The sequence below is a fragment of the Proteus vulgaris genome, assembly GCF_011045815.1.
Taxonomy (GTDB): domain Bacteria; phylum Pseudomonadota; class Gammaproteobacteria; order Enterobacterales; family Enterobacteriaceae; genus Proteus; species Proteus vulgaris_B.
Genome location: NZ_CP047344.1, coordinates 4,218,624 through 4,238,396, shown reverse-complemented (window position 1 = coordinate 4,238,396; position 19,773 = coordinate 4,218,624). Strand labels below are relative to the sequence as shown.

Genomic DNA, 19,773 nt, shown 5'->3' with positions numbered 1-19,773 from the left:
TTTTACTGCTCATTACCATCATTAGGCAACAGCAAACATCACGTAAAGGCCCAGACCCACAGCAATCATTGGGATGGCGTCAACCAGACCCATAACGATAAAGAACTGTGTACGCAGAAGAGGGATCAGATCAGGCTGACGAGCAGCACCTTCTAAAAATTTGCCTCCGAGGATTCCGATACCGATTGCAGCACCGATTGCAGCTAAACCCATCATAATAGCGGCAGCCATGTACAGCAGATCCATACTCAGGTTTTCCATGACAGTCTCCAGTTTGTTTCAGTTATTTCTTCAAAGAGTTAATAATTAATGTTCTTCAGATGCCATCGACAGATAAACAATCGTTAGAACCATGAAAATAAAGGCTTGTAACGTAATAATCAGTATGTGGAATATCGCCCAAGGAAGGCTTAATAACCACTGTGACCACCACGGTAACAGACCAGCAATAAGAATAAAGATCAGTTCACCTGCATACATGTTACCAAACAGTCGAAGACCGAGTGAAACAGGTTTTGATAGCAGGCTTACCCCTTCCAAGATTAAGTTGACAGGAATAAAAATTGGGTGATTAAAAGGCTGTAAAGTCAGCTCTTTAGTAAACCCTTTTATACCTTTCATCTTAATGCTATAGAAAAGGATCAGGATAAATACACCAATTGCCATCGAAAGAGTAATACTCACGTCCGCAGTCGGAACGATGCGTAACGCTGGTAACCCTAAGATGTGTTCACCGATATAAGGGATGAAGTCGATTGGTAATAAATCCAGGGCATTCATTAACAGCACCCAAACGAACACAGTCAATGCCAAAGGTGCAATGACCTTGCTCTTTCCGTGATACATATCACGAACGCTGCTATCAACGAAACCGATGATCATTTCTACTGCAGTCTGGAATTTTCCCGGTACGCCACTGGTTGCTCTTACTGCTACTTTTCTAAACAGCCATAGGAATAATGCTCCCATTAATACTGAAAAGAAAAGTGAGTCAATATTTAACACCCAGAATGATGGCGCATTTTCAGCATGGGGATTGACCAACTCGAAAGTACGTAGGTCCAACTGAAGGTTATTCAGGTGGTGACCTATGTAGTCTCTAGTGGTTAATGCTTCTCCTGATGCAGACATGATGCCAATTACCCTTTTGTTGTTAAAAACGCTAACCGTTAATGACGGCTGGTGCAACGACCTGCATAACAAGCACCGCTAAGTAGGTCATGACCAGTGGTGCAAATGCCGCTTTAAACACTCCTAAAGCAACAATCAGCAAGGCTATTGATAATATAACCTTCAACCCTTCACTGAAAGCAAAAAGCCAGTTTATGCGAACTGGAGCTTCTTCTTCGTTGACTTTTTGTAGGCGCATTAACAAAAGAAAAGCAATATTGGGTAACCAACATGCCATTCCGCCCAAAAAAGCCGAAAAACTCCAGTCTGTACTCTTTAAGTAGAAACCCGCACTGAGAATAACAAAAGTCATAAACTGCAAAAATAACAGTTTCAGTGCAACTTTCCCGTTGTAGAGGGAGACAGACATGACGTTTGTATTCTCCAGACTAGCTATCGTAAAAGGTATTACTGAATGATGTATCAAACTGTCTTTGCTATAAAGTGTCAAGTGACAAAAACGAGCAAATTATACGGGGCGTGGCAATGAATTCAATCAATAAGTAGCGAAAAAGTGAAGATTAATTTAAATTTCTTACCAAGGTTCCATTTATGAAAAATGATTAAGGACAAAAAGAATAAAAATAATAGAGCCGAATAAAATAAATAGCGTGACATGCATCACAAATATAAAAGTATAAATAAAGCTTATTTCATAAAATATATAACTAAGTTAACAATTAACTGCCCTTTTATGAGCAATTTAGTGTCAATTGGAAAAAAATTGACCCATTTTTAATTAAATAAATTCAATATTTTTATAATGCACAGAATGATTAATTTATTTTGGAAATAAAATAAGAAAAACTCAGACTACAAAGCGAATTAACTTAAAAGATAATAAAATGTTAATTTATTGTTCTATTAAAGTAAATTTTAATGTTTCTTATTATTCCCCATAAAACAAATGGCGATAACATTGTAAATGTTATCGCCAGAGCACAAAAAATGAAAAAAAGGTCAATAAGACAGGTAATCTTTGATTAAATAATCACCAAGTGTCGTTGTTCATTCAATTCAGGAATGGATAAACTGATCACTTTCTTAGGTGCTTTTAATCCATTATCAGCAAGTTCATCCAATTCTTCTTGATGAATTTGACCTTTTAATGCGTAAAAAGCCCCTTGTTCTTCAGCCACCAAATGAGAACACCAAGAAAGCATGTCTTTCATAGATGCAAACGCACGACTAATAACACCATCAAAAGGTTTCTCAGGTTGGTACTCTTCAACACGATATTGAACAGGCTCGATGTTATGAAGCCCTAATTCATGTTGAACTTGCTTCATAAAGCGAACTCGCTTACCTAAGCTATCCAATAAGACAAAGTGATGATCGGGGCGCATTATAGCCAAAGGAATACCCGGTAATCCGGGTCCTGTACCTACATCAATAAATCTTTCACCTTCAAGGTATTGGCTAACCACAATACTATCCAATATATGGCGGATTAGCATTTGCTGTGGATCTCTCACTGAGGTCAAGTTATACGCTTTATTCCACTTATCAAGCATCATCACATAACCCGTTAGCTTTTCAGCTTGAATATCTGTTAGCTCAATATTGGCTTGCTTAGCCAGCTTTTTTAGCCGATTAAGTAAGTCACTCATGATGCACTCCTGCGTAATAAGCCTTGTTTTTTTAACCATACTAATAAAATGGAGATAGCCGCGGGTGTTACACCTGAGATCCTTGATGCTTGACCGATAGATGTCGGTTTATGATCGTTAAGCTTGGCAATAACTTCGTTAGATAATCCACTCACTTGCTTGTAGTCGAGATCAATCGGTAAAGCTGCGTTTTCATTACGCTGTTTCTTTTCGATCTCTTCTTGTTGGCGATTAATGTAACCTTCGTATTTAACTTGGATCTCAACTTGCTCTGCTGCTTGTGGTTTTGAATCGTCAATACCAGGTGCAAAACGAGCTATTTTTTTCAGTATCTCGTACGTCATTTCAGGACGACGTAATAGATCTTCACCATTAGCTTCTTTAGATAATGGGGTATTTAGTAATTCATTGATTTCAGAAAGGTTATCTGCTTGAGGATGAACCCAAATATTTCTTAAACGTTGACGTTCTTTTTCAACAAGTTCTACTTTTTCACTGAATTGAGCCCAGCGATTATCATCAACCATACCTAATTCGCGAGCTATTTCTGTCAGACGTAAATCTGCATTATCTTCACGTAACATCAAACGATATTCCGCACGAGACGTAAACATGCGGTATGGCTCTTTTGTACCTAGAGTACAAAGATCGTCAACTAATACACCAATGTAAGCTTGATCACGACGTGGGAACCAACCTTCTTGATCATAGGCATAACGTGCCGCATTAAGCCCTGCAAGCATACCTTGAGCGGCTGCTTCTTCATAACCGGTTGTACCGTTAATTTGGCCTGCAAAAAATAACCCGTTGATAAATTTGCTTTCAAGAGTCTGTTTTAGATCTCTTGGATCGAAAAAGTCATATTCAATGGCATAACCTGGTCTAATGATCTTCGCGTTTTCCATACCTTTCATGGAATTTACAATTTGCATTTGAACATCAAAAGGTAAACTCGTTGAAATACCATTTGGGTAAATCTCGTTACTGGTTAAGCCTTCAGGCTCTAAAAAGATCTGATGTGAATTACGATCAGCAAATCGCATCACCTTATCTTCAATAGATGGGCAATAACGAGGCCCTATTCCTTCGATGACACCTGCATACATTGGGCTACGATCGAGGTTATTACGGATAACGTCGTGGGTTTTTTCGTTAGTGTATGTAATATGACAAGGCATTTGCTCTGGGTGCTGATCCACATTACCTAAAAACGAGAAAACCGGCATTGGTGTATCGCCTAACTGAACAGCCAATTGGCTAAAATCAATTGTTCTAGCGTCTATACGAGGTGGTGTTCCTGTTTTTAAGCGACCAACACGTAAAGGTAATTCACGTAATCGGTGTGATAGTGAAACTGAAGGAGGATCTCCTGCACGACCACCACTGTAGTTTTCTAAGCCAATGTGAATTTTTCCATCAAGGAAAGTTCCTACAGTTAAAACTACTGATTTAGCACGGAATTTTAATCCCATACGAGTAACGGCACCCGTTACTTGGTCATTTTCAACAATCAGATCTTCTACTGGTTGTTGGAAGATCATCAAATTAGGTTGATTTTCAAGTGTAGTACGAACAGCTTGGCGGTAAAGAACACGGTCTGCTTGTGCTCTTGTTGCTCTTACAGCGGGTCCTTTACTTGCGTTAAGGGTTCTAAATTGAATACCGGCATGGTCAATGGCAGTTGCCATTAATCCACCCATAGCATCGATCTCTTTTACCAGATGCCCTTTACCAATCCCACCAATAGCTGGGTTACAAGACATTTGGCCCAAAGTATCAATATTGTGGGTCAGTAATAGGGTTTGACGCCCCATACGAGCTGCAGCCATAGCGGCTTCTGTACCGGCGTGACCACCACCGATGACAATGACGTCAAAGTGTTCTGGATAAAACATGTGTGAACCTTAAATGTTACGAATGCTGAATGTGTTGCATTGGGAAAACGAATTCTACTCAACTTTTTGACAGATACAAGCGAGCTGATCCGCAGGTAATTATTTAAAGATCTTTTTATTTAAAGATCTCTTTATTAGATCTTTTATTAAGGAAGCGATCCTCTGTGGATAAGTGGATTTTCTATTTAAAGATCATAAAAGTGTAAAGGATCATATACTGTGAATGATCCGTGATCTATCTGCTGATAAGCTGGGATCAAAATGACGAGTTATACACAGGTCATTTCTTGATAGAGGCTTATACAATGGATAACTACGGGTTAACCCCTGCTTTTAAGCAGAGTTATCCACATCTGTTTGCTGTTTTTTTGTTCAAATTAAAGTAAATTTTTCCAAGAAGCTATCCATTCTTCAGCTGGATCTTCCGGAATGTCATATTTTTGAATATCAATTTCGAGGCGATCACCAAGGCGAGTAGCGCCTTTTTCTATTAATTTTTGATCCAATGTCCTGATCGCACCACAGAAAGTGTCATATTCACTACTTCCTATGCCGATCGCACCAAAAGAGACATTGCTTAGATCAATAGAGTTCGCCGAAATCTCATCAGCAAAAGGCTGTAGGTTGTCAGGAATATCACCTGCACCATGCGTGGAAGTCACCACCAGCCAGATCCCTTCATGGGGAAGATCATTAAGTGAAGGGCCATGGTGTAAATCTGTCTCAAAACCTTCCTCAGATAAGATCTCTGCAAGGTGTTCTGCGACATATTCAGCACTACCCATGGTACTGCCACTAATTAGAGTGACTTTTTTCATTAATGATCTCCTTATGTTCAAGACGCGCTATTGTACGCTGTGAATCACTTGGGATCTACCTGTGGATAATGTGGTTATAAAAAAAAATAAGAATTAACCCTTATGGCTTGATCGTCCTTATTATCGGGTTTTGCAGTGAGATCAATGTTTCTGTTGATTGAATTTCATCAATTGTCTGAATTTTGTTGATAAGTACGTCTTGTAGTGCTTCTATACTTTTACACATTACCTTAATAAAAATGCTGTATTGTCCTGTTGTGTAGTACACCTCTACGACTTCATCTAACTTATCTAACTTATCTAATGCTGTATGGTAGTCTTTTGCACTCTTTAAAATGATGCCAATAAAGCAACAGACATCAAAACCTAATTGCTTTGCACTGATATCAACACGTGTTCCCGTAATAATTCCCGCTTGCTTCATTTTCTCTACTCGGACATGGATTGTGCCCGGGCTTACTTCGAATTTTTTGGCTAATTCAGCGTAAGGTGTTCTCGCATTGGCCATTAATGCGTGAAGTATGTCACGATCGAGATTATCGATCTGATAAATATTGTCCATAAACTCCTCCTGTTTTTAACGATAATACATTTTTATAGCGCTATTTTTAACGATTTAAAACAAGCAAGGCTATTTTTAATGAAGTATATTGAATTTAGTACCTGTTTTGTTGCTTAATCTATATCAGCGAAACACGACATCACCACTAGGGATATAAAAATGGAAAAAACATTCATTCAGACTCAACAGCAAATTAGCTTTGTTAAATCATATTTTTCTCGTCTGCTGGAAAAAGAATTAGGACTGATTGAAGTTCAAGGACCGATCTTAAGTCGCCTTGGTGATGGAACTCAAGATAACTTATCTGGGCATGAGAAGGCGGTACAAGTTAAAGTCAAATCTTTACCAGATTCTACCTTTGAAGTTGTCCATTCATTAGCAAAATGGAAACGTAAAACATTAGGTCGTTTTGGATTTAGTTCTGGTCAGGGTCTTTATACACATATGAAAGCGTTGCGACCAGACGAAGATCGCTTAACTCAGATCCACTCTGTCTATGTTGATCAGTGGGACTGGGAAAAAGTGATGGAAGCTAAGGATCGTACAGTTCCTTACCTTAAGCAGACAGTGGGTAAAATTTATCAGGCAATAAAAGAAACTGAAAAAGCCGTTAGCGAAGAATTTGGTCTGGTACCGTTCCTGCCAGATCAAATTCAATTTATCCACACTGAAGAGTTATTGCGCCGTTATCCTGACCTTGATGCTAAAGGCCGTGAAAAAGCGATAGCAAAAGAATATGGTGCCGTTTTCTTAATTGGTATTGGTGGAAAACTTTCAAGTGGCGAATCTCATGATGTCAGAGCACCTGATTATGATGACTGGACGACACCAAACGAAGATGGATTTGAAGGTTTAAACGGTGACATTTTAGTCTGGAACCCAGTATTACAAGATGCATTTGAGTTGTCATCAATGGGTATCCGTGTTGATCCTGAAACATTAATGCGTCAGTTAACATTAACCGATGATACTAAACGCCTAGAGCTTGATTGGCACAAAGCATTAATGCATGGCGATATGCCACAAACTATTGGTGGTGGTATTGGCCAATCACGTTTAGTGATGCTACTTCTGCAAAAAGAGCATATTGGTCAAGTACAGTGCGGTGTGTGGGAAAAAGACACCCGTTTAGCTTTCGCTGATATGTTGTAATTATTGGCGCCAGCGTCGAAGTAAGCGACTTTTTAATCCAGTATCAAAACGCCATATATGGTCAAATATTTTCATGATACTGGGTTTACCGTAATTGGATAGAGTAACCGCATGGAAGCGATTGTGCTGTTGCTGTTGGCTTTTTTTGATTTTGTTGATTAGGTTTTCGGGTAACCTTTGGGCGACAAAGTCAGAAATAACAACAGCATCAGCATCTTTCCATGCTGGGCTATTTAGTTTTTCTGCAACATCATCCAAACATGTACTTAAATCCGTACCCCCTCTAAATGATTGATTTAAAAATTTGATAAGCTCTTGTAAACCGTTAGGTGAGGATAACTGGTAATGAACCGTTTCCGTTGAAAATAACATCACATGACACGAGCGATTGTCTGCAAGCGCTATTTTCATTAATGCTAACCCAAAAGCTTTTGCGCACTGTTCATTAAAACCTCCCATTGAACCTGATGTATCAATACACACTATAAAAGGCCCTCTAGGTCTTTCTTCATCGTGATGATGAGTTATTGGACGTAAGACAGTACGCTCTTGCCAATTATCACCTTGTAATCGGTAAGTATTAAGTTGTTTTTCCACCAGCTTTCTATAAAACTCATACTCAATTTCATTAATGCCTAACAAGGCGAGCTCAGCGGGAAGTAAGCGTAAGATATCATCACTGAGTCCTATTCCGTTGACTTGCTCCGGTGTCGTATCAGGCGCTTTTTCAACAATAGTAACAGGTTCAAAAATAACACTCTCTTCAGGAAGAGATTTGGCTGTTTTGCTACGACCTAGCAAACTTGCGAGTTTGTGTAATTCAGGTTGTTGATCGAGAAAATCGCTATAACGCTGAATAATTTTCTCATCGAAAGGGGTTTTTGTTAAAACACCTTTACTCATATCCCATAAACGCCCTGCCGCACGCTCATTTTCTGAAAATGTATTACTTAAGCTTCCACTTAGCGCTAAACGTTCCTGAAGCTCAGCAAGAAGTTGCTCTTGTTCTTGATCAAATAAGGCTTTGTGTAATGCAGTGACTTGGAAAATTAAATTTATCCGCCAGTGTTGGATAAACAAAGCTTGCTGAGCAGGAGAAAACGGTTTGTTCGTTTTGATAAGCTGAGAAGCTTCTTCGATAAAAGAGGAATCTAATTTATTTAATTCAGCAAGGATGTGTTCAACTTGCTGATTAAATATCGCATTACCTAATGACTGTGTTTGTTGGTAAAGAGCAAATTCATCAGCAATCATAGTAGGCACTAATGTCTCTTTAACTCTTTGTTGTAGGCTTTTTTTCCATTGATGGATATCTTTAAGTAATGCTTTCTTTAATCTTGGGTGCTTTTCAAAAAAAACAGCTAATTGAGGAGAGGCTAATATAGCAATAATAACTTCTTCGATAAGTTGCCCTTCATTTATAGCTAAAAGCATATCTAATGTTGAAAGTGTCAGCATAATTTCATCACTTTATTTGGCTTTTTAATTGCGACAATTTTTCATTAAGCTGAACAAAACTTTGCTCTATGGAAATAAGCCAATCATTATCAATAAATAAATTCGGTTGATGATGATTAAATTTTTCCTGCTCACCATAAATTTCTTGAGCCAGATCTTTTAATTTATCTTGCCACTCTTTGTTATTCTCAATTAAGGGTGTAGGTGCTGTTTCTTTTTGTTGGTAAAGAGAGGTTGTGCGTCGGCTTACATCTAAAATTTCTAATACACCATCTTGACGAATTTGTGCATTAATTGATTGAGGGAAGCCAATACCATTTAAACGCGCTAATAACTCATCCCCTTTTGCCAAAAAGTTTTCTAATGATTTTTGCTCGATAGTAATAAAGTTAACTTGAATACTGTGTATATGCAGTGGGATATGTAAAAACAGTGTGTATTTATCTGCCCGTATTTTTTCTGGCAGATTAAAATGAACATTACGGCCAAACATTCCACTTTGTTTTTCAAAACGAAAAGCTTGCTGATCTTGTTTACTTCTTGTTGATTGCATCCACTCAGCCCACAACTCTTCTGTTTTTCTGATCAATTCTAGCTGACGGTAAGCTTGTTCTGTTAAAAGACTGTGTAAAAGTTTATCTAATAACGCAAATGATGCTTGATCGTGCCAAAGACAATCTTTTAATAAAATAAGATCTAATGGAGAAATAACACTGCGACCATTGAAGAATGCGCTGGCTTGTAAAAGACGAACTGCTTTTTTCCAACGTCTATCAGAAACATAAGGAGCAGCATCACTTTTATCTAAAGACTCGCGAAGTTGATAAATTAAATCGAATAAATGGTCATCTAATGTGATTTTTTCTAATTCTGATTGCCAGCGTGAAAATTCTTCTGTGGTAATTTGAAGATGAGCCGGAATATGAAAAGAACCAACTTCTTTATTAACGAGTAAAGCACGAAAGTTTTTCTTATCTTGTACTTTTGTTAGCCAAATACGGATAAGCATTCGGTCATAAAGCGCTTCAAGGCTACTATCTGAATCAGGTAATTCATTCGAGGCTGAAACTAATAAGCGCATTGGGATGCTGACTTCAGTTTCCCCATTTCTAAATTTACGTTCATTTATTGCTGTTAATAACGTATTTAGAATAGCAGGTCCTGCTTTCCATATTTCATCAAGAAAGACCACTTCGGCATCGGGTAAATAGCCATCAACTAAACGTTGGTATTTACCTTCATCTTTTAAGGCTTGAATAGATAAAGGGCCAAAAATTTCTTCAGGAGTGGAAAAACGTGTCATTAAATATTCAAACGCTTTTGCCTCTTTAAATGCTTCTTTCATCCTTCTTGCTATTAAGCTTTTAGCAATTCCTGGAGGACCAAGTAAAAAAACACTTTCACCACTCAGTGCCGCAAGTAAACAAAGACGGATTGCAGACTGTCGTTCATAAAGCCCAGTCTCAAGGTATTGGCTAAGTTGTGAAATCCGTTCTGCTAGCTGCATAAACACTCCTAATAGTGGGTACTTATTTTCATTATTACCCGAAAATATCAGAAAAGGATTGCTGACATATAGTCAAACATTCTATTAGCACACAATTTGTTTATAACAAAAATCGATTCAGCTTCCTACTGCTTATTTTTGGTTCTTTTTTGTTTTTCTAGCGAAACGTTTCGATGGTGATCACGTTTTTTCATTAATGTTGCTGAGATGATCGGTTTAAAATATTGCATGTTATTTATTCAGTGCATTTAGAATTTATTATTGAGAGTAAGGAAAAATCATGGAAGCGAAGAAACTTGTGATTTTAGGTAGTGTTAATGCTGATCATATTCTTAATGTTGCCCATTTTCCGCTTCCTGGTGAAACCATTTCAGGTAATCAATTTCAAATGGTATTCGGCGGTAAAGGAGCTAATCAAGCAGTAGCTGCTGGGCGTTGTGGTGCGAATATTTCATTTTTAGCTTGTTTGGGAAATGACGATATTGGTCAAAAAGCTAAGGCTCAATTAATTACTGACAACATTAAAACTCATAGTATTGAGTTAATTGATAATGAAGCAACAGGCGTTGCCCTGATTTTTGTTAATCAGCATGGTGAAAATGTTATCGGTATTCATGCTGGAGCTAATGGCCGGTTAGATCCGCATTATGTGCAACGTCATAGCCGTATTATAAAAGAAGCCGATGCACTATTAATGCAATTAGAGTCACCGCTTGATTCGGTATTGAAGGCTGCTGAAATGGCGAAACAAGAAAATGTGCAGGTAATATTAAATCCAGCGCCTGCTCAAGCACTACCTGATGAATTACTGTCACTGGTTGATATTATTACACCAAATGAAACAGAAACTGAATATTTGACTGGAATTAAAGTCATTGATGATAAAAGTGCACAGCAAGCCGCTGAAGTTTTGCATAATAAAGGTATTAAAACAGTTCTTATTACATTAGGTAGTCGTGGTGTTTGGGTTAGCGAGCAAAATAATAAGGGATGTATTGTTCCTGCTTTTAAAGTGAAAGCAGTAGATACTATTGCTGCTGGTGATACTTTTAATGGTGCTTTAATAACAGCCTTATTGGAAGGGCAGCCTATGATGTCAGCCATAACATTTGCTCATGCAGCTGCTGCAATTGCCGTGACTCGTTCTGGTGCTCAGCCTTCTGTACCTTGGCGTCATGAAGTAGATGCTTTTTTGTCTGCATCATTATCATGATCTTCTCTATATAAAGAAGAAATAAAAAGAGAGCTTAAGCTCTCTTTTCTCTTTTAATCTGAATAAAGTAATTAGTTATTTTTCTTTTTATTCGTTAGGTTGTCGCCATCATGTTTATCGAGGAGTAAAAATACGAAGGAGGACAGTAATGTAATAATACCTACCGTAATAAAAGTATAGTGGAAGTTATCAATAGTAGTGCCGACGTTTTCAGTATCAAAATATCCTAAGATAGACGCACTGACAGCAATACCAAAACTAATAGCCAGCTGTTGAGTAACAGCTAAAACACTATTTCCTGAACTTGCATTATTATCTGTTAAGTCAGCCAATGAAATTGTATTCATCGATGTAAATTGTATCGACATTACCACACCTAATAAAAAGAGTGGGATAACAAGATAGTAAATAGACATATCTGGAGATTGAAGTGAAAATTGAGTAATCATCAAACCAATAATAATAGTGATAGCAAAGAGTGTTCGGCGATAGCTAAATTTCACTAAGATCTTTGTGACAAATGATTTTGCTAAAATAGAGCCCAGAGCCATTGGTGCCAGCATCATACCGGAAACAATTGCAGGGTAACCAAAGCCAACTTGTAACATAAGTGGCATTAAAAAAGGAATACAGCCAGTTCCTAGCCTTGTTGCAATGTTACCTGCAATTCCGACAGAGAAGGTCCGTGTTTTAAAAATATTTAATGGGATCAGAGGCTGCTGGTGGCGTCTTGCATGATTAATATATAAACCAAGTAGAGAAAAACCACCTAAAATAACGGCTATAGGAATATAGCGAGAGATATTTTTATCACCAAAAAGATCAAGACTAACTGAAAGCATCACTAAACCAAAGCCAAAGAAAATAAAACCCAGTAAATCAAATTTACGTTTTGGCATAATAAAATTAGGCATATGCTTTATTGCATAGAAAATACCTAATAGGCCAATAGGGATATTTATTATAAATATCCAATGCCAAGAGGCATAAGTAACTAAAACCCCCCCTAAAAGAGGCCCTACTATGGGGCCCACTAATCCAGGCATAGTGACAAAATTTAGAATGGGCAATAATTCACTACGTGGATAGGCTCTTAATAAAGCAAGGCGTGCAACTGGCATCATCATTGCTCCACCGATTCCTTGTATAATTCGTGAAATAACAAGAAAAGAGAGGTTAGGAGAAAGTGCACATAATAAAGAGCCAGCAGAAAATAAAGAAACCGCAATAATAAAAATTTGGCGAGTTCCAAATCTGTCAGCTAACCATCCACTAACTGGAATTAATAATGCCACAGTTAATGTGTAGCTAATAACAGCCGATTGCATGGCGAGAGGTGAGTGATTAAGACTCTTGGCTATATCAGGTAATGCCGTATTAAGAATGGTTGCATCGAGAGCCTGCATAAAAAAAGCCATTGCAGCTATCCAAGGCAACCCAGACATATTTTTGGCGGATTTCAACATGAAGCATATACCGTCTTTGTTCTATATTTTGATTATCGCTTCATTATAAACAGAAAACCTTCAAATTTTGTATTAAAACTATTCAATCACTCGTTAATAAGATTAAACAGAGGTCGCGTGCTTTATTTCCATCACCATCAATAATAGCTTGAACAATTTGGTTATGTGTTTCTGGCTGAACAGTTTCATTACCCACAATAAGGTCGAAATACTTTTTATAAGCAGAAAGGAACAAAGAACCAAAAGAAGCAAAAAATGGATTACCACTTGCTTGGTAAATAAGGTAGTGAAATTGTGTATCAATATCTAACCAATGTTGTCTGTCAAAATTCTCATCAAGTAACTGCATTTCTTTACCAAATAAAGAAAGAGACTGTTTTTGACTTTCGGTTGCATTAAAGGCGGCTAGATAACAGGCTTGTGGCTCTATGGCTAAACGAACATGGTGGAAGTAGTGACTGACTTTATTAAATTCACCACTGTCTATCCACCAATTAAGAAGATCATTATCTAATAAGTTCCAATTCTGCATTGGCGTTACTCGAGTGCCTATTCTTGGGCGAGGTAAAAGCATCCCTTTTGCTGCAAGCATTTTTATTGCTTCTCGAATAACGGTTCTACTGACAGAGAGTAATTCTGCTAATTCTATTTCTCCTGGTAACAAAGATTCAGGTTCGTAATGGCCAGAAAGAATTTGTTTACCCAATTTTTCAGCAACAATATAAGAAAGGTTTTTTTGAGAGGCTGAACGTTGTTCGCTAAATTGCATAATAAAGATTACCTATACCATAATTTATCTTCTATCTTACGTGAGTCAGCTTGAGAAAGCTGTTTGGATTTTATGCTATCAGCATAAAAATAGAGCGTTTTTCTTTGTTTTGTTGAAAAAAAAAGCGAACAGAAAAAAAATTGAAATAAACACTTGCGCTAATCCGAGATCTCCCTATAATGCGCATCCACTGACCGGCGATGAGCAAACAACTAGCCACGCAGGACGGTGAAGAGAAAAGAAAAAAGTTTGAAAAAACTCTTGACTCTTCAGAGGAATAACGTAATATACGCCTCCTCGCAACAACGCAGAAGACCGGAAACGGTAGCGAATGTTGCACTGCTCTTTAACAAATTATCAGACAATCTGTGTGGGCACTCGCAGAGACGATATCTTCTAAAATATTAGATGTATCAAGTCTTGAAGAGTGAACAACAAAAGTAAATTCATTTATGAATAGCTAAGTTTTCGATTTCTTTGAGCATCAAACACTTTTAATTGAAGAGTTTGATCATGGCTCAGATTGAACGCTGGCGGCAGGCCTAACACATGCAAGTCGAGCGGTAACAGGAGAAAGCTTGCTTTCTTGCTGACGAGCGGCGGACGGGTGAGTAATGTATGGGGATCTGCCCGATAGAGGGGGATAACTACTGGAAACGGTGGCTAATACCGCATGACGTCTACGGACCAAAGCAGGGGCTCTTCGGACCTTGCGCTATCGGATGAACCCATATGGGATTAGCTAGTAGGTGAGGTAATGGCTCACCTAGGCGACGATCTCTAGCTGGTCTGAGAGGATGATCAGCCACACTGGGACTGAGACACGGCCCAGACTCCTACGGGAGGCAGCAGTGGGGAATATTGCACAATGGGCGCAAGCCTGATGCAGCCATGCCGCGTGTATGAAGAAGGCCTTAGGGTTGTAAAGTACTTTCAGCGGGGAGGAAGGTGATAAAGTTAATACCTTTATCAATTGACGTTACCCGCAGAAGAAGCACCGGCTAACTCCGTGCCAGCAGCCGCGGTAATACGGAGGGTGCAAGCGTTAATCGGAATTACTGGGCGTAAAGCGCACGCAGGCGGTCAATTAAGTCAGATGTGAAAGCCCCGAGCTTAACTTGGGAATTGCATCTGAAACTGGTTGGCTAGAGTCTTGTAGAGGGGGGTAGAATTCCACGTGTAGCGGTGAAATGCGTAGAGATGTGGAGGAATACCGGTGGCGAAGGCGGCCCCCTGGACAAAGACTGACGCTCAGGTGCGAAAGCGTGGGGAGCAAACAGGATTAGATACCCTGGTAGTCCACGCTGTAAACGATGTCGATTTAGAGGTTGTGGTCTTGAACCGTGGCTTCTGGAGCTAACGCGTTAAATCGACCGCCTGGGGAGTACGGCCGCAAGGTTAAAACTCAAATGAATTGACGGGGGCCCGCACAAGCGGTGGAGCATGTGGTTTAATTCGATGCAACGCGAAGAACCTTACCTACTCTTGACATCCAGAGAATCCTTTAGAGATAGAGGAGTGCCTTCGGGAACTCTGAGACAGGTGCTGCATGGCTGTCGTCAGCTCGTGTTGTGAAATGTTGGGTTAAGTCCCGCAACGAGCGCAACCCTTATCCTTTGTTGCCAGCGCGTGATGGCGGGAACTCAAAGGAGACTGCCGGTGATAAACCGGAGGAAGGTGGGGATGACGTCAAGTCATCATGGCCCTTACGAGTAGGGCTACACACGTGCTACAATGGCAGATACAAAGAGAAGCGACCTCGCGAGAGCAAGCGGAACTCATAAAGTCTGTCGTAGTCCGGATTGGAGTCTGCAACTCGACTCCATGAAGTCGGAATCGCTAGTAATCGTAGATCAGAATGCTACGGTGAATACGTTCCCGGGCCTTGTACACACCGCCCGTCACACCATGGGAGTGGGTTGCAAAAGAAGTAGGTAGCTTAACCTTCGGGAGGGCGCTTACCACTTTGTGATTCATGACTGGGGTGAAGTCGTAACAAGGTAACCGTAGGGGAACCTGCGGTTGGATCACCTCCTTACCTAAAAGATACGTGTTATGTGCAGTGCTCACACAGATTGTCTGATGAAGAACGAGCAGAAATACCGGTATAGGCTTGTAGCTCAGGTGGTTAGAGCGCACCCCTGATAAGGGTGAGGTCGGTGGTTCAAGTCCACTCAGGCCTACCACTTTTCCTTTATGCTGCGTTGTGAAATCACTCGTTTACTTAAAGTAAACTTCGTGACTCCACGCCTTGCCTAAAGAAAAAGCTTCTTTCTATAAAGAAGAAAAGGAGTGGTTATACGGGTATTAAGAATGCATTATGGGGCTATAGCTCAGCTGGGAGAGCGCCTGCCTTGCACGCAGGAGGTCAGCGGTTCGATCCCGCTTAGCTCCACCATAATCTCTTGAATATAAAATAATAATTCAGAGTATATTAGCAATAGTATACTGCGAATTATTTTGCTCTTTAACAATCTGGAACAAGCTGAAAAATTGAAAACAAATCAATATATCACCGAGGTATATTGATGAGTCTCTCAAAATCTCAAACTTTGAATGTGTGATACTCCAAGGCGAGTGTCATGAGCGAACAACAGCAATTCTAGGCGGACAGCGCGCAGTAAGCGGAGCATACTTAAAGTATGTGAGCATTACGAGCACTGCCCAACAACGAATTGATGCTTGTGTAGCCATGACCTTTAAAGTCGTCTTCGAGAGAAACATCTTCGGGTTGTGAGGTTAAGCGAATAAGCGTACACGGTGGATGCCTAGGCAATCAGAGGCGATGAAGGACGTGCTAATCTGCGATAAGCGTCGGTAAGGTGATATGAACCGTTATACCCGACGATTTCCGAATGGGGAAACCCAATATCCAATGGATATTATCATGACGTGAATACATAGCGTCATGAAGCGAACCGGGAGAACTGAAACATCTCAGTACCCCGAGGAAAAGAAATCAACCGAGATTCCCCTAGTAGCGGCGAGCGAACGGGGAACAGCCCAGAGTCTTAATCAACAGCAGCATCAGGAGAACGGTCTGGAAAGTCCGGCAGTAAAGGGTGATAGCCCCGTATCTGAAGATGCTGTTATTGTGAACTCGACGAGTAGGGCGGGACACGTGTTATCCTGTCTGAATATGGGGGGACCATCCTCCAAGGCTAAATACTCCTGATTGACCGATAGTGAACCAGTACCGTGAGGGAAAGGCGAAAAGAACCCCGGCGAGGGGAGTGAAAAAGAACCTGAAACCGTGTACGTACAAGCAGTAGGAGCCTCTTTATGGGGTGACTGCGTACCTTTTGTATAATGGGTCAGCGACTTATATTCTGTAGCAAGGTTAACCGTATAGGGGAGCCGTAGGGAAACCGAGTCTTAACTGGGCGAATGAGTTGCAGGGTATAGACCCGAAACCCGGTGATCTATCCATGGGCAGGTTGAAGGTTGGGTAACACTAACTGGAGGACCGAACCGACTAATGTTGAAAAATTAGCGGATGACTTGTGGATGGGGGTGAAAGGCCAATCAAACCGGGAGATAGCTGGTTCTCCCCGAAAGCTATTTAGGTAGCGCCTCGTGAACTCATCTTCGGGGGTAGAGCACTGTTTCGACTAGGGGGTCATCCCGACTTACCAACTCGATGCAAACTGCGAATACCGAAGAATGTTATCACGGGAGACACACGGCGGGTGCTAACGTCCGTCGTGAAGAGGGAAACAACCCAGACCGCCAGCTAAGGTCCCAAAGTCATGGTTAAGTGGGAAACGAAGTGGGAAGGCTCAGACAGCCAGGATGTTGGCTTAGAAGCAGCCATCATTTAAAGAAAGCGTAATAGCTCACTGGTCGAGTCGGCCCGCGCGGAAGATGTAACGGGGCTAAACCATGCACCGAAGCTGCGGCAGCGACACTATGTGTTGTTGGGTAGGGGAGCGTTCTGTAAGCCTGCGAAGGTGTACTGTGAGGTATGCTGGAGGTATCAGAAGTGCGAATGCTGACATAAGTAACGATAATGCGGGTGAAAAACCCGCACGCCGGAAGACCAAGGGTTCCTGTCCAACGTTAATCGGGGCAGGGTGAGTCGACCCCTAAGGCGAGGCTGAAAAGCGTAGTCGATGGGAAACGGGTTAATATTCCCGTACTGGTGGTAACTGCGATGGGGGAACGGAGAAGGCTAGGTTGTCCGGGCGACGGTCGTCCCGGTTCAAGCATGTAGGCAGAGTGATTAGGCAAATCCGGTCACTTAATGCTGAGGTGTGATGACGAGCCACTAAGGTGGTGAAGCAATTGATGCCCTGCTTCCAGGAAAAGCCTCTAAGCTTCAGGTTACCAACAATCGTACCCCAAACCGACACAGGTGGTCAGGTAGAGAATACTCAGGCGCTTGAGAGAACTCGGGTGAAGGAACTAGGCAAAATGGTGCCGTAACTTCGGGAGAAGGCACGCTGGCGGTAAGTGAAGTCCCTCGCGGACGGAGCCGAAGCCAGTCGAAGATACCAGCTGGCTGCAACTGTTTATTAAAAACACAGCACTGTGCAAACACGAAAGTGGACGTATACGGTGTGACGCCTGCCCGGTGCTGGAAGGTTAATTGATGGGGTTATCCGTAAGGAGAAGCTCTTGATCGAAGCCCCAGTAAACGGCGGCCGTAACTATAACGGTCCTAAGGTAGCGAAATTCCTTGTCGGGTAAGTTCCGACCTGCACGAATGGCGTAATGATGGCCAGGCTGTCTCCACCCGAGACTCAGTGAAATTGAACTCGCTGTGAAGATGCAGTGTACCCGCGGCAAGACGGAAAGACCCCGTGAACCTTTACTATAGCTTGACACTGAACATTGAGCCTTGATGTGTAGGATAGGTGGGAGACTTTGAAGTGTGGACGCCAGTCTGCATGGAGTCAACCTTGAAATACCACCCTTTAACGTTTGATGTTCTAACCTAGGTCCATAATCTGGATCGGGGACCGTGTCTGGTGGGTAGTTTGACTGGGGCGGTCTCCTCCTAAAGAGTAACGGAGGAGCACGAAGGTTGGCTAAGCATGGTCGGACATCATGCGGTTAGTGCAAAGGCATAAGCCAGCTTGACTGTGAGAGTGACGGCTCGAGCAGGTACGAAAGTAGGTCTTAGTGATCCGGTGGTTCTGAATGGAAGGGCCATCGCTCAACGGATAAAAGGTACTCCGGGGATAACAGGCTGATACCGCCCAAGAGTTCATATCGACGGCGGTGTTTGGCACCTCGATGTCGGCTCATCACATCCTGGGGCTGAAGTAGGTCCCAAGGGTATGGCTGTTCGCCATTTAAAGTGGTACGCGAGCTGGGTTTAGAACGTCGTGAGACAGTTCGGTCCCTATCTGCCGTGGGCGTTGGAAGATTGAGAGGGGTTGCTCCTAGTACGAGAGGACCGGAGTGAACGCACCACTGGTGTTCGGGTTGTCATGCCAATGGCATTGCCCGGTAGCTAAGTGCGGAAGAGATAACCGCTGAAAGCATCTAAGCGGGAAACTTGCCTCGAGATGAGTCTTCCCTGTCACCTTGAGTGACCTAAAGGAACGTTTAAGACTAAGACGTTGATAGGCTGGGTGTGTAAGCGTAGCGATACGTTGAGCTAACCAGTACTAATGAACCGTGAGGCTTAACCTGACAACACCGAAGGTGTTTTGTCTGAGAGACAGACAGTAGATGAAGTAAGCTTGTTTAAGATTGACATTACTGGCGACTGACTGAAAGGAAGGAAGCGGGTAATAAACCGAATTTGCTTGGCGGCCATAGCGCAGCGGCCCCACCTGATCTCATGCCGAACTCAGAAGTGAAACGTTGTAGCGCCGATGGTAGTGTGGGGTCTCCCCATGTGAGAGTAGGGAACTGCCAGGCATTAAATAAGACGAGAAAGCCAACCCAATGGGTTGGCTTTTTTGCGTTTGGGGTTTTGTAACTTATACATTAATTGCTAATTAATTGAATTTAGTTAGCGTAGATAGGAAATAACAAAACTAAAACAGTTGTTATATTATCCGCAATAAAATAGCTACTCTTCATGTTACTAAATTTATTTATGGCACTTCATTAATAAATTATTTTTTATAAGCATCAATATCACTTAATTTGATGCCTAGTATTCTGTTTTTTCATTTATCGTTATCTCAGGCAGATGTT

The 19,773-nt window shown here is 41.2% G+C and carries 13 protein-coding genes, 2 tRNA genes and 3 rRNA genes; 7 read left to right on the top strand and 11 right to left on the bottom strand.

The features are described from left to right. Positions 1-21: 21 nt before the first annotated feature. The 7 genes from atpE to asnC all read right to left on the bottom strand — a co-directional run bounded on the left by atpE (position 22) and on the right by asnC (position 6,055). Positions 22-261 (bottom strand): F0F1 ATP synthase subunit C, encoded by a 240-nt coding sequence (gene atpE, locus GTH24_RS19810; RefSeq protein WP_004246596.1) that lies wholly within the window; start codon positions 259-261, stop codon positions 22-24. Positions 262-306: 45 nt separating this feature from the next. Beyond that, positions 307-1,131 (bottom strand): F0F1 ATP synthase subunit A, encoded by an 825-nt coding sequence (atpB, locus tag GTH24_RS19805; RefSeq protein ID WP_072071088.1) that lies wholly within the window; start codon positions 1,129-1,131, stop codon positions 307-309. 31 nt (positions 1,132-1,162) lie between these two features. Further along, the gene (gene atpI / locus GTH24_RS19800; RefSeq protein ID WP_115351345.1) at positions 1,163-1,540 is read right to left on the bottom strand and encodes a F0F1 ATP synthase subunit I; all 378 of its coding nucleotides are present in this window, start codon (positions 1,538-1,540) and stop codon (positions 1,163-1,165) included. Between the two features lie 613 nt (positions 1,541-2,153). Further along, positions 2,154-2,780 (bottom strand): 16S rRNA (guanine(527)-N(7))-methyltransferase RsmG, encoded by a 627-nt coding sequence (rsmG, locus tag GTH24_RS19795; protein ID WP_164526884.1) that lies wholly within the window; start codon positions 2,778-2,780, stop codon positions 2,154-2,156. Further along, positions 2,777-4,675 (bottom strand): tRNA uridine-5-carboxymethylaminomethyl(34) synthesis enzyme MnmG, encoded by a 1,899-nt coding sequence (gene mnmG / locus GTH24_RS19790; protein WP_072071091.1) that lies wholly within the window; start codon positions 4,673-4,675, stop codon positions 2,777-2,779. The genes rsmG and mnmG overlap by 4 nt, the downstream gene beginning before the upstream one ends. 377 nt (positions 4,676-5,052) lie before the next feature. After that, positions 5,053-5,493: an FMN-binding protein MioC gene (gene mioC / locus GTH24_RS19785; protein WP_072071092.1), complete on the bottom strand. Its 441-nt coding sequence runs from the start codon at positions 5,491-5,493 to the stop codon at positions 5,053-5,055. A gap of 100 nt (positions 5,494-5,593) precedes the next feature. Continuing rightward, positions 5,594-6,055 carry a transcriptional regulator AsnC gene (gene asnC, locus GTH24_RS19780; RefSeq protein ID WP_069367404.1) on the bottom strand — a complete coding sequence of 154 codons (462 nt, stop codon included), beginning with the start codon at positions 6,053-6,055 and terminating at the stop codon, positions 5,594-5,596. 159 nt (positions 6,056-6,214) lie between these two features. On the opposite strand from asnC, the gene asnA reads away from it, so the two are divergent. Further along, on the top strand, positions 6,215-7,207 hold the full coding sequence (asnA, locus tag GTH24_RS19775; RefSeq protein WP_072071093.1) for an aspartate--ammonia ligase: 993 nt from the start codon (positions 6,215-6,217) through the stop codon (positions 7,205-7,207). Here the strand turns inward: asnA and viaA are convergent, their stop codons facing one another. After that, entirely contained in the window at positions 7,208-8,665 is a 1,458-nt protein-coding gene (gene viaA, locus GTH24_RS19770) for an ATPase RavA stimulator ViaA (RefSeq protein ID WP_164526883.1), read from the bottom strand. A gap of 7 nt (positions 8,666-8,672) precedes the next feature. After that, positions 8,673-10,172 (bottom strand): ATPase RavA, encoded by a 1,500-nt coding sequence (gene ravA / locus GTH24_RS19765; RefSeq protein ID WP_115351347.1) that lies wholly within the window; start codon positions 10,170-10,172, stop codon positions 8,673-8,675. 280 nt (positions 10,173-10,452) lie between these two features. On the opposite strand from ravA, the gene rbsK reads away from it, so the two are divergent. Then, the gene (rbsK, locus tag GTH24_RS19760) at positions 10,453-11,385 is read left to right on the top strand and encodes a ribokinase (protein WP_072071096.1); all 933 of its coding nucleotides are present in this window, start codon (positions 10,453-10,455) and stop codon (positions 11,383-11,385) included. A gap of 71 nt (positions 11,386-11,456) precedes the next feature. On the opposite strand, the gene mdtD is transcribed toward rbsK, so the two are convergent. Further along, the gene (gene mdtD, locus GTH24_RS19755; protein ID WP_072071097.1) at positions 11,457-12,851 is read right to left on the bottom strand and encodes a multidrug transporter subunit MdtD; all 1,395 of its coding nucleotides are present in this window, start codon (positions 12,849-12,851) and stop codon (positions 11,457-11,459) included. 82 nt (positions 12,852-12,933) lie between these two features. Then, the gene (locus GTH24_RS19750; protein WP_072071098.1) at positions 12,934-13,620 is read right to left on the bottom strand and encodes a FadR/GntR family transcriptional regulator; all 687 of its coding nucleotides are present in this window, start codon (positions 13,618-13,620) and stop codon (positions 12,934-12,936) included. A 495-nt stretch (positions 13,621-14,115) separates the two neighbouring features. Between GTH24_RS19750 and GTH24_RS19745 the strand changes: the two genes are divergently transcribed. From GTH24_RS19745 to rrf, 5 genes are all read left to right on the top strand, one after another. Further along, a 16S ribosomal RNA gene (locus GTH24_RS19745) occupies positions 14,116-15,658 on the top strand. Between the two features lie 71 nt (positions 15,659-15,729). Beyond that, positions 15,730-15,806, top strand: a tRNA-Ile gene (locus GTH24_RS19740). A gap of 136 nt (positions 15,807-15,942) precedes the next feature. Beyond that, a tRNA-Ala gene (locus GTH24_RS19735) sits at positions 15,943-16,018 on the top strand. A gap of 339 nt (positions 16,019-16,357) precedes the next feature. Next, positions 16,358-19,260 (top strand): 23S ribosomal RNA (locus tag GTH24_RS19730). A 115-nt stretch (positions 19,261-19,375) separates the two neighbouring features. Continuing rightward, positions 19,376-19,491, top strand: a 5S ribosomal RNA gene (gene rrf / locus GTH24_RS19725). The 16S, 23S and 5S rRNA genes sit together here with 2 tRNA genes alongside, the layout of an rRNA operon. Positions 19,492-19,773: the final 282 nt, after the last annotated feature.

What these genes read in the sequence shown, in the direction of transcription:
- mnmG (WP_072071091.1), bottom strand. Translation starts at nt 4,675, where the DNA reads ATGTTTTATCCAGAACACTTTGACGTCATTGTCATCGGTGGTGGTCAC.
- rsmG (WP_164526884.1), bottom strand. Translation starts at nt 2,780, where the DNA reads ATGAGTGACTTACTTAATCGGCTAAAAAAGCTGGCTAAGCAAGCCAAT.
- GTH24_RS19750 (WP_072071098.1), bottom strand. Translation starts at nt 13,620, where the DNA reads ATGCAATTTAGCGAACAACGTTCAGCCTCTCAAAAAAACCTTTCTTAT.
- asnA (WP_072071093.1), top strand. Translation starts at nt 6,215, where the DNA reads ATGGAAAAAACATTCATTCAGACTCAACAGCAAATTAGCTTTGTTAAA.
- atpI (WP_115351345.1), bottom strand. Translation starts at nt 1,540, where the DNA reads ATGTCTGTCTCCCTCTACAACGGGAAAGTTGCACTGAAACTGTTATTT.
- mdtD (WP_072071097.1), bottom strand. Translation starts at nt 12,851, where the DNA reads ATGTTGAAATCCGCCAAAAATATGTCTGGGTTGCCTTGGATAGCTGCA.
- atpB (WP_072071088.1), bottom strand. Translation starts at nt 1,131, where the DNA reads ATGTCTGCATCAGGAGAAGCATTAACCACTAGAGACTACATAGGTCAC.
- ravA (WP_115351347.1), bottom strand. Translation starts at nt 10,172, where the DNA reads ATGCAGCTAGCAGAACGGATTTCACAACTTAGCCAATACCTTGAGACT.
- asnC (WP_069367404.1), bottom strand. Translation starts at nt 6,055, where the DNA reads ATGGACAATATTTATCAGATCGATAATCTCGATCGTGACATACTTCAC.
- rbsK (WP_072071096.1), top strand. Translation starts at nt 10,453, where the DNA reads ATGGAAGCGAAGAAACTTGTGATTTTAGGTAGTGTTAATGCTGATCAT.
- atpE (WP_004246596.1), bottom strand. Translation starts at nt 261, where the DNA reads ATGGAAAACCTGAGTATGGATCTGCTGTACATGGCTGCCGCTATTATG.
- viaA (WP_164526883.1), bottom strand. Translation starts at nt 8,665, where the DNA reads ATGCTGACACTTTCAACATTAGATATGCTTTTAGCTATAAATGAAGGG.
- mioC (WP_072071092.1), bottom strand. Translation starts at nt 5,493, where the DNA reads ATGAAAAAAGTCACTCTAATTAGTGGCAGTACCATGGGTAGTGCTGAA.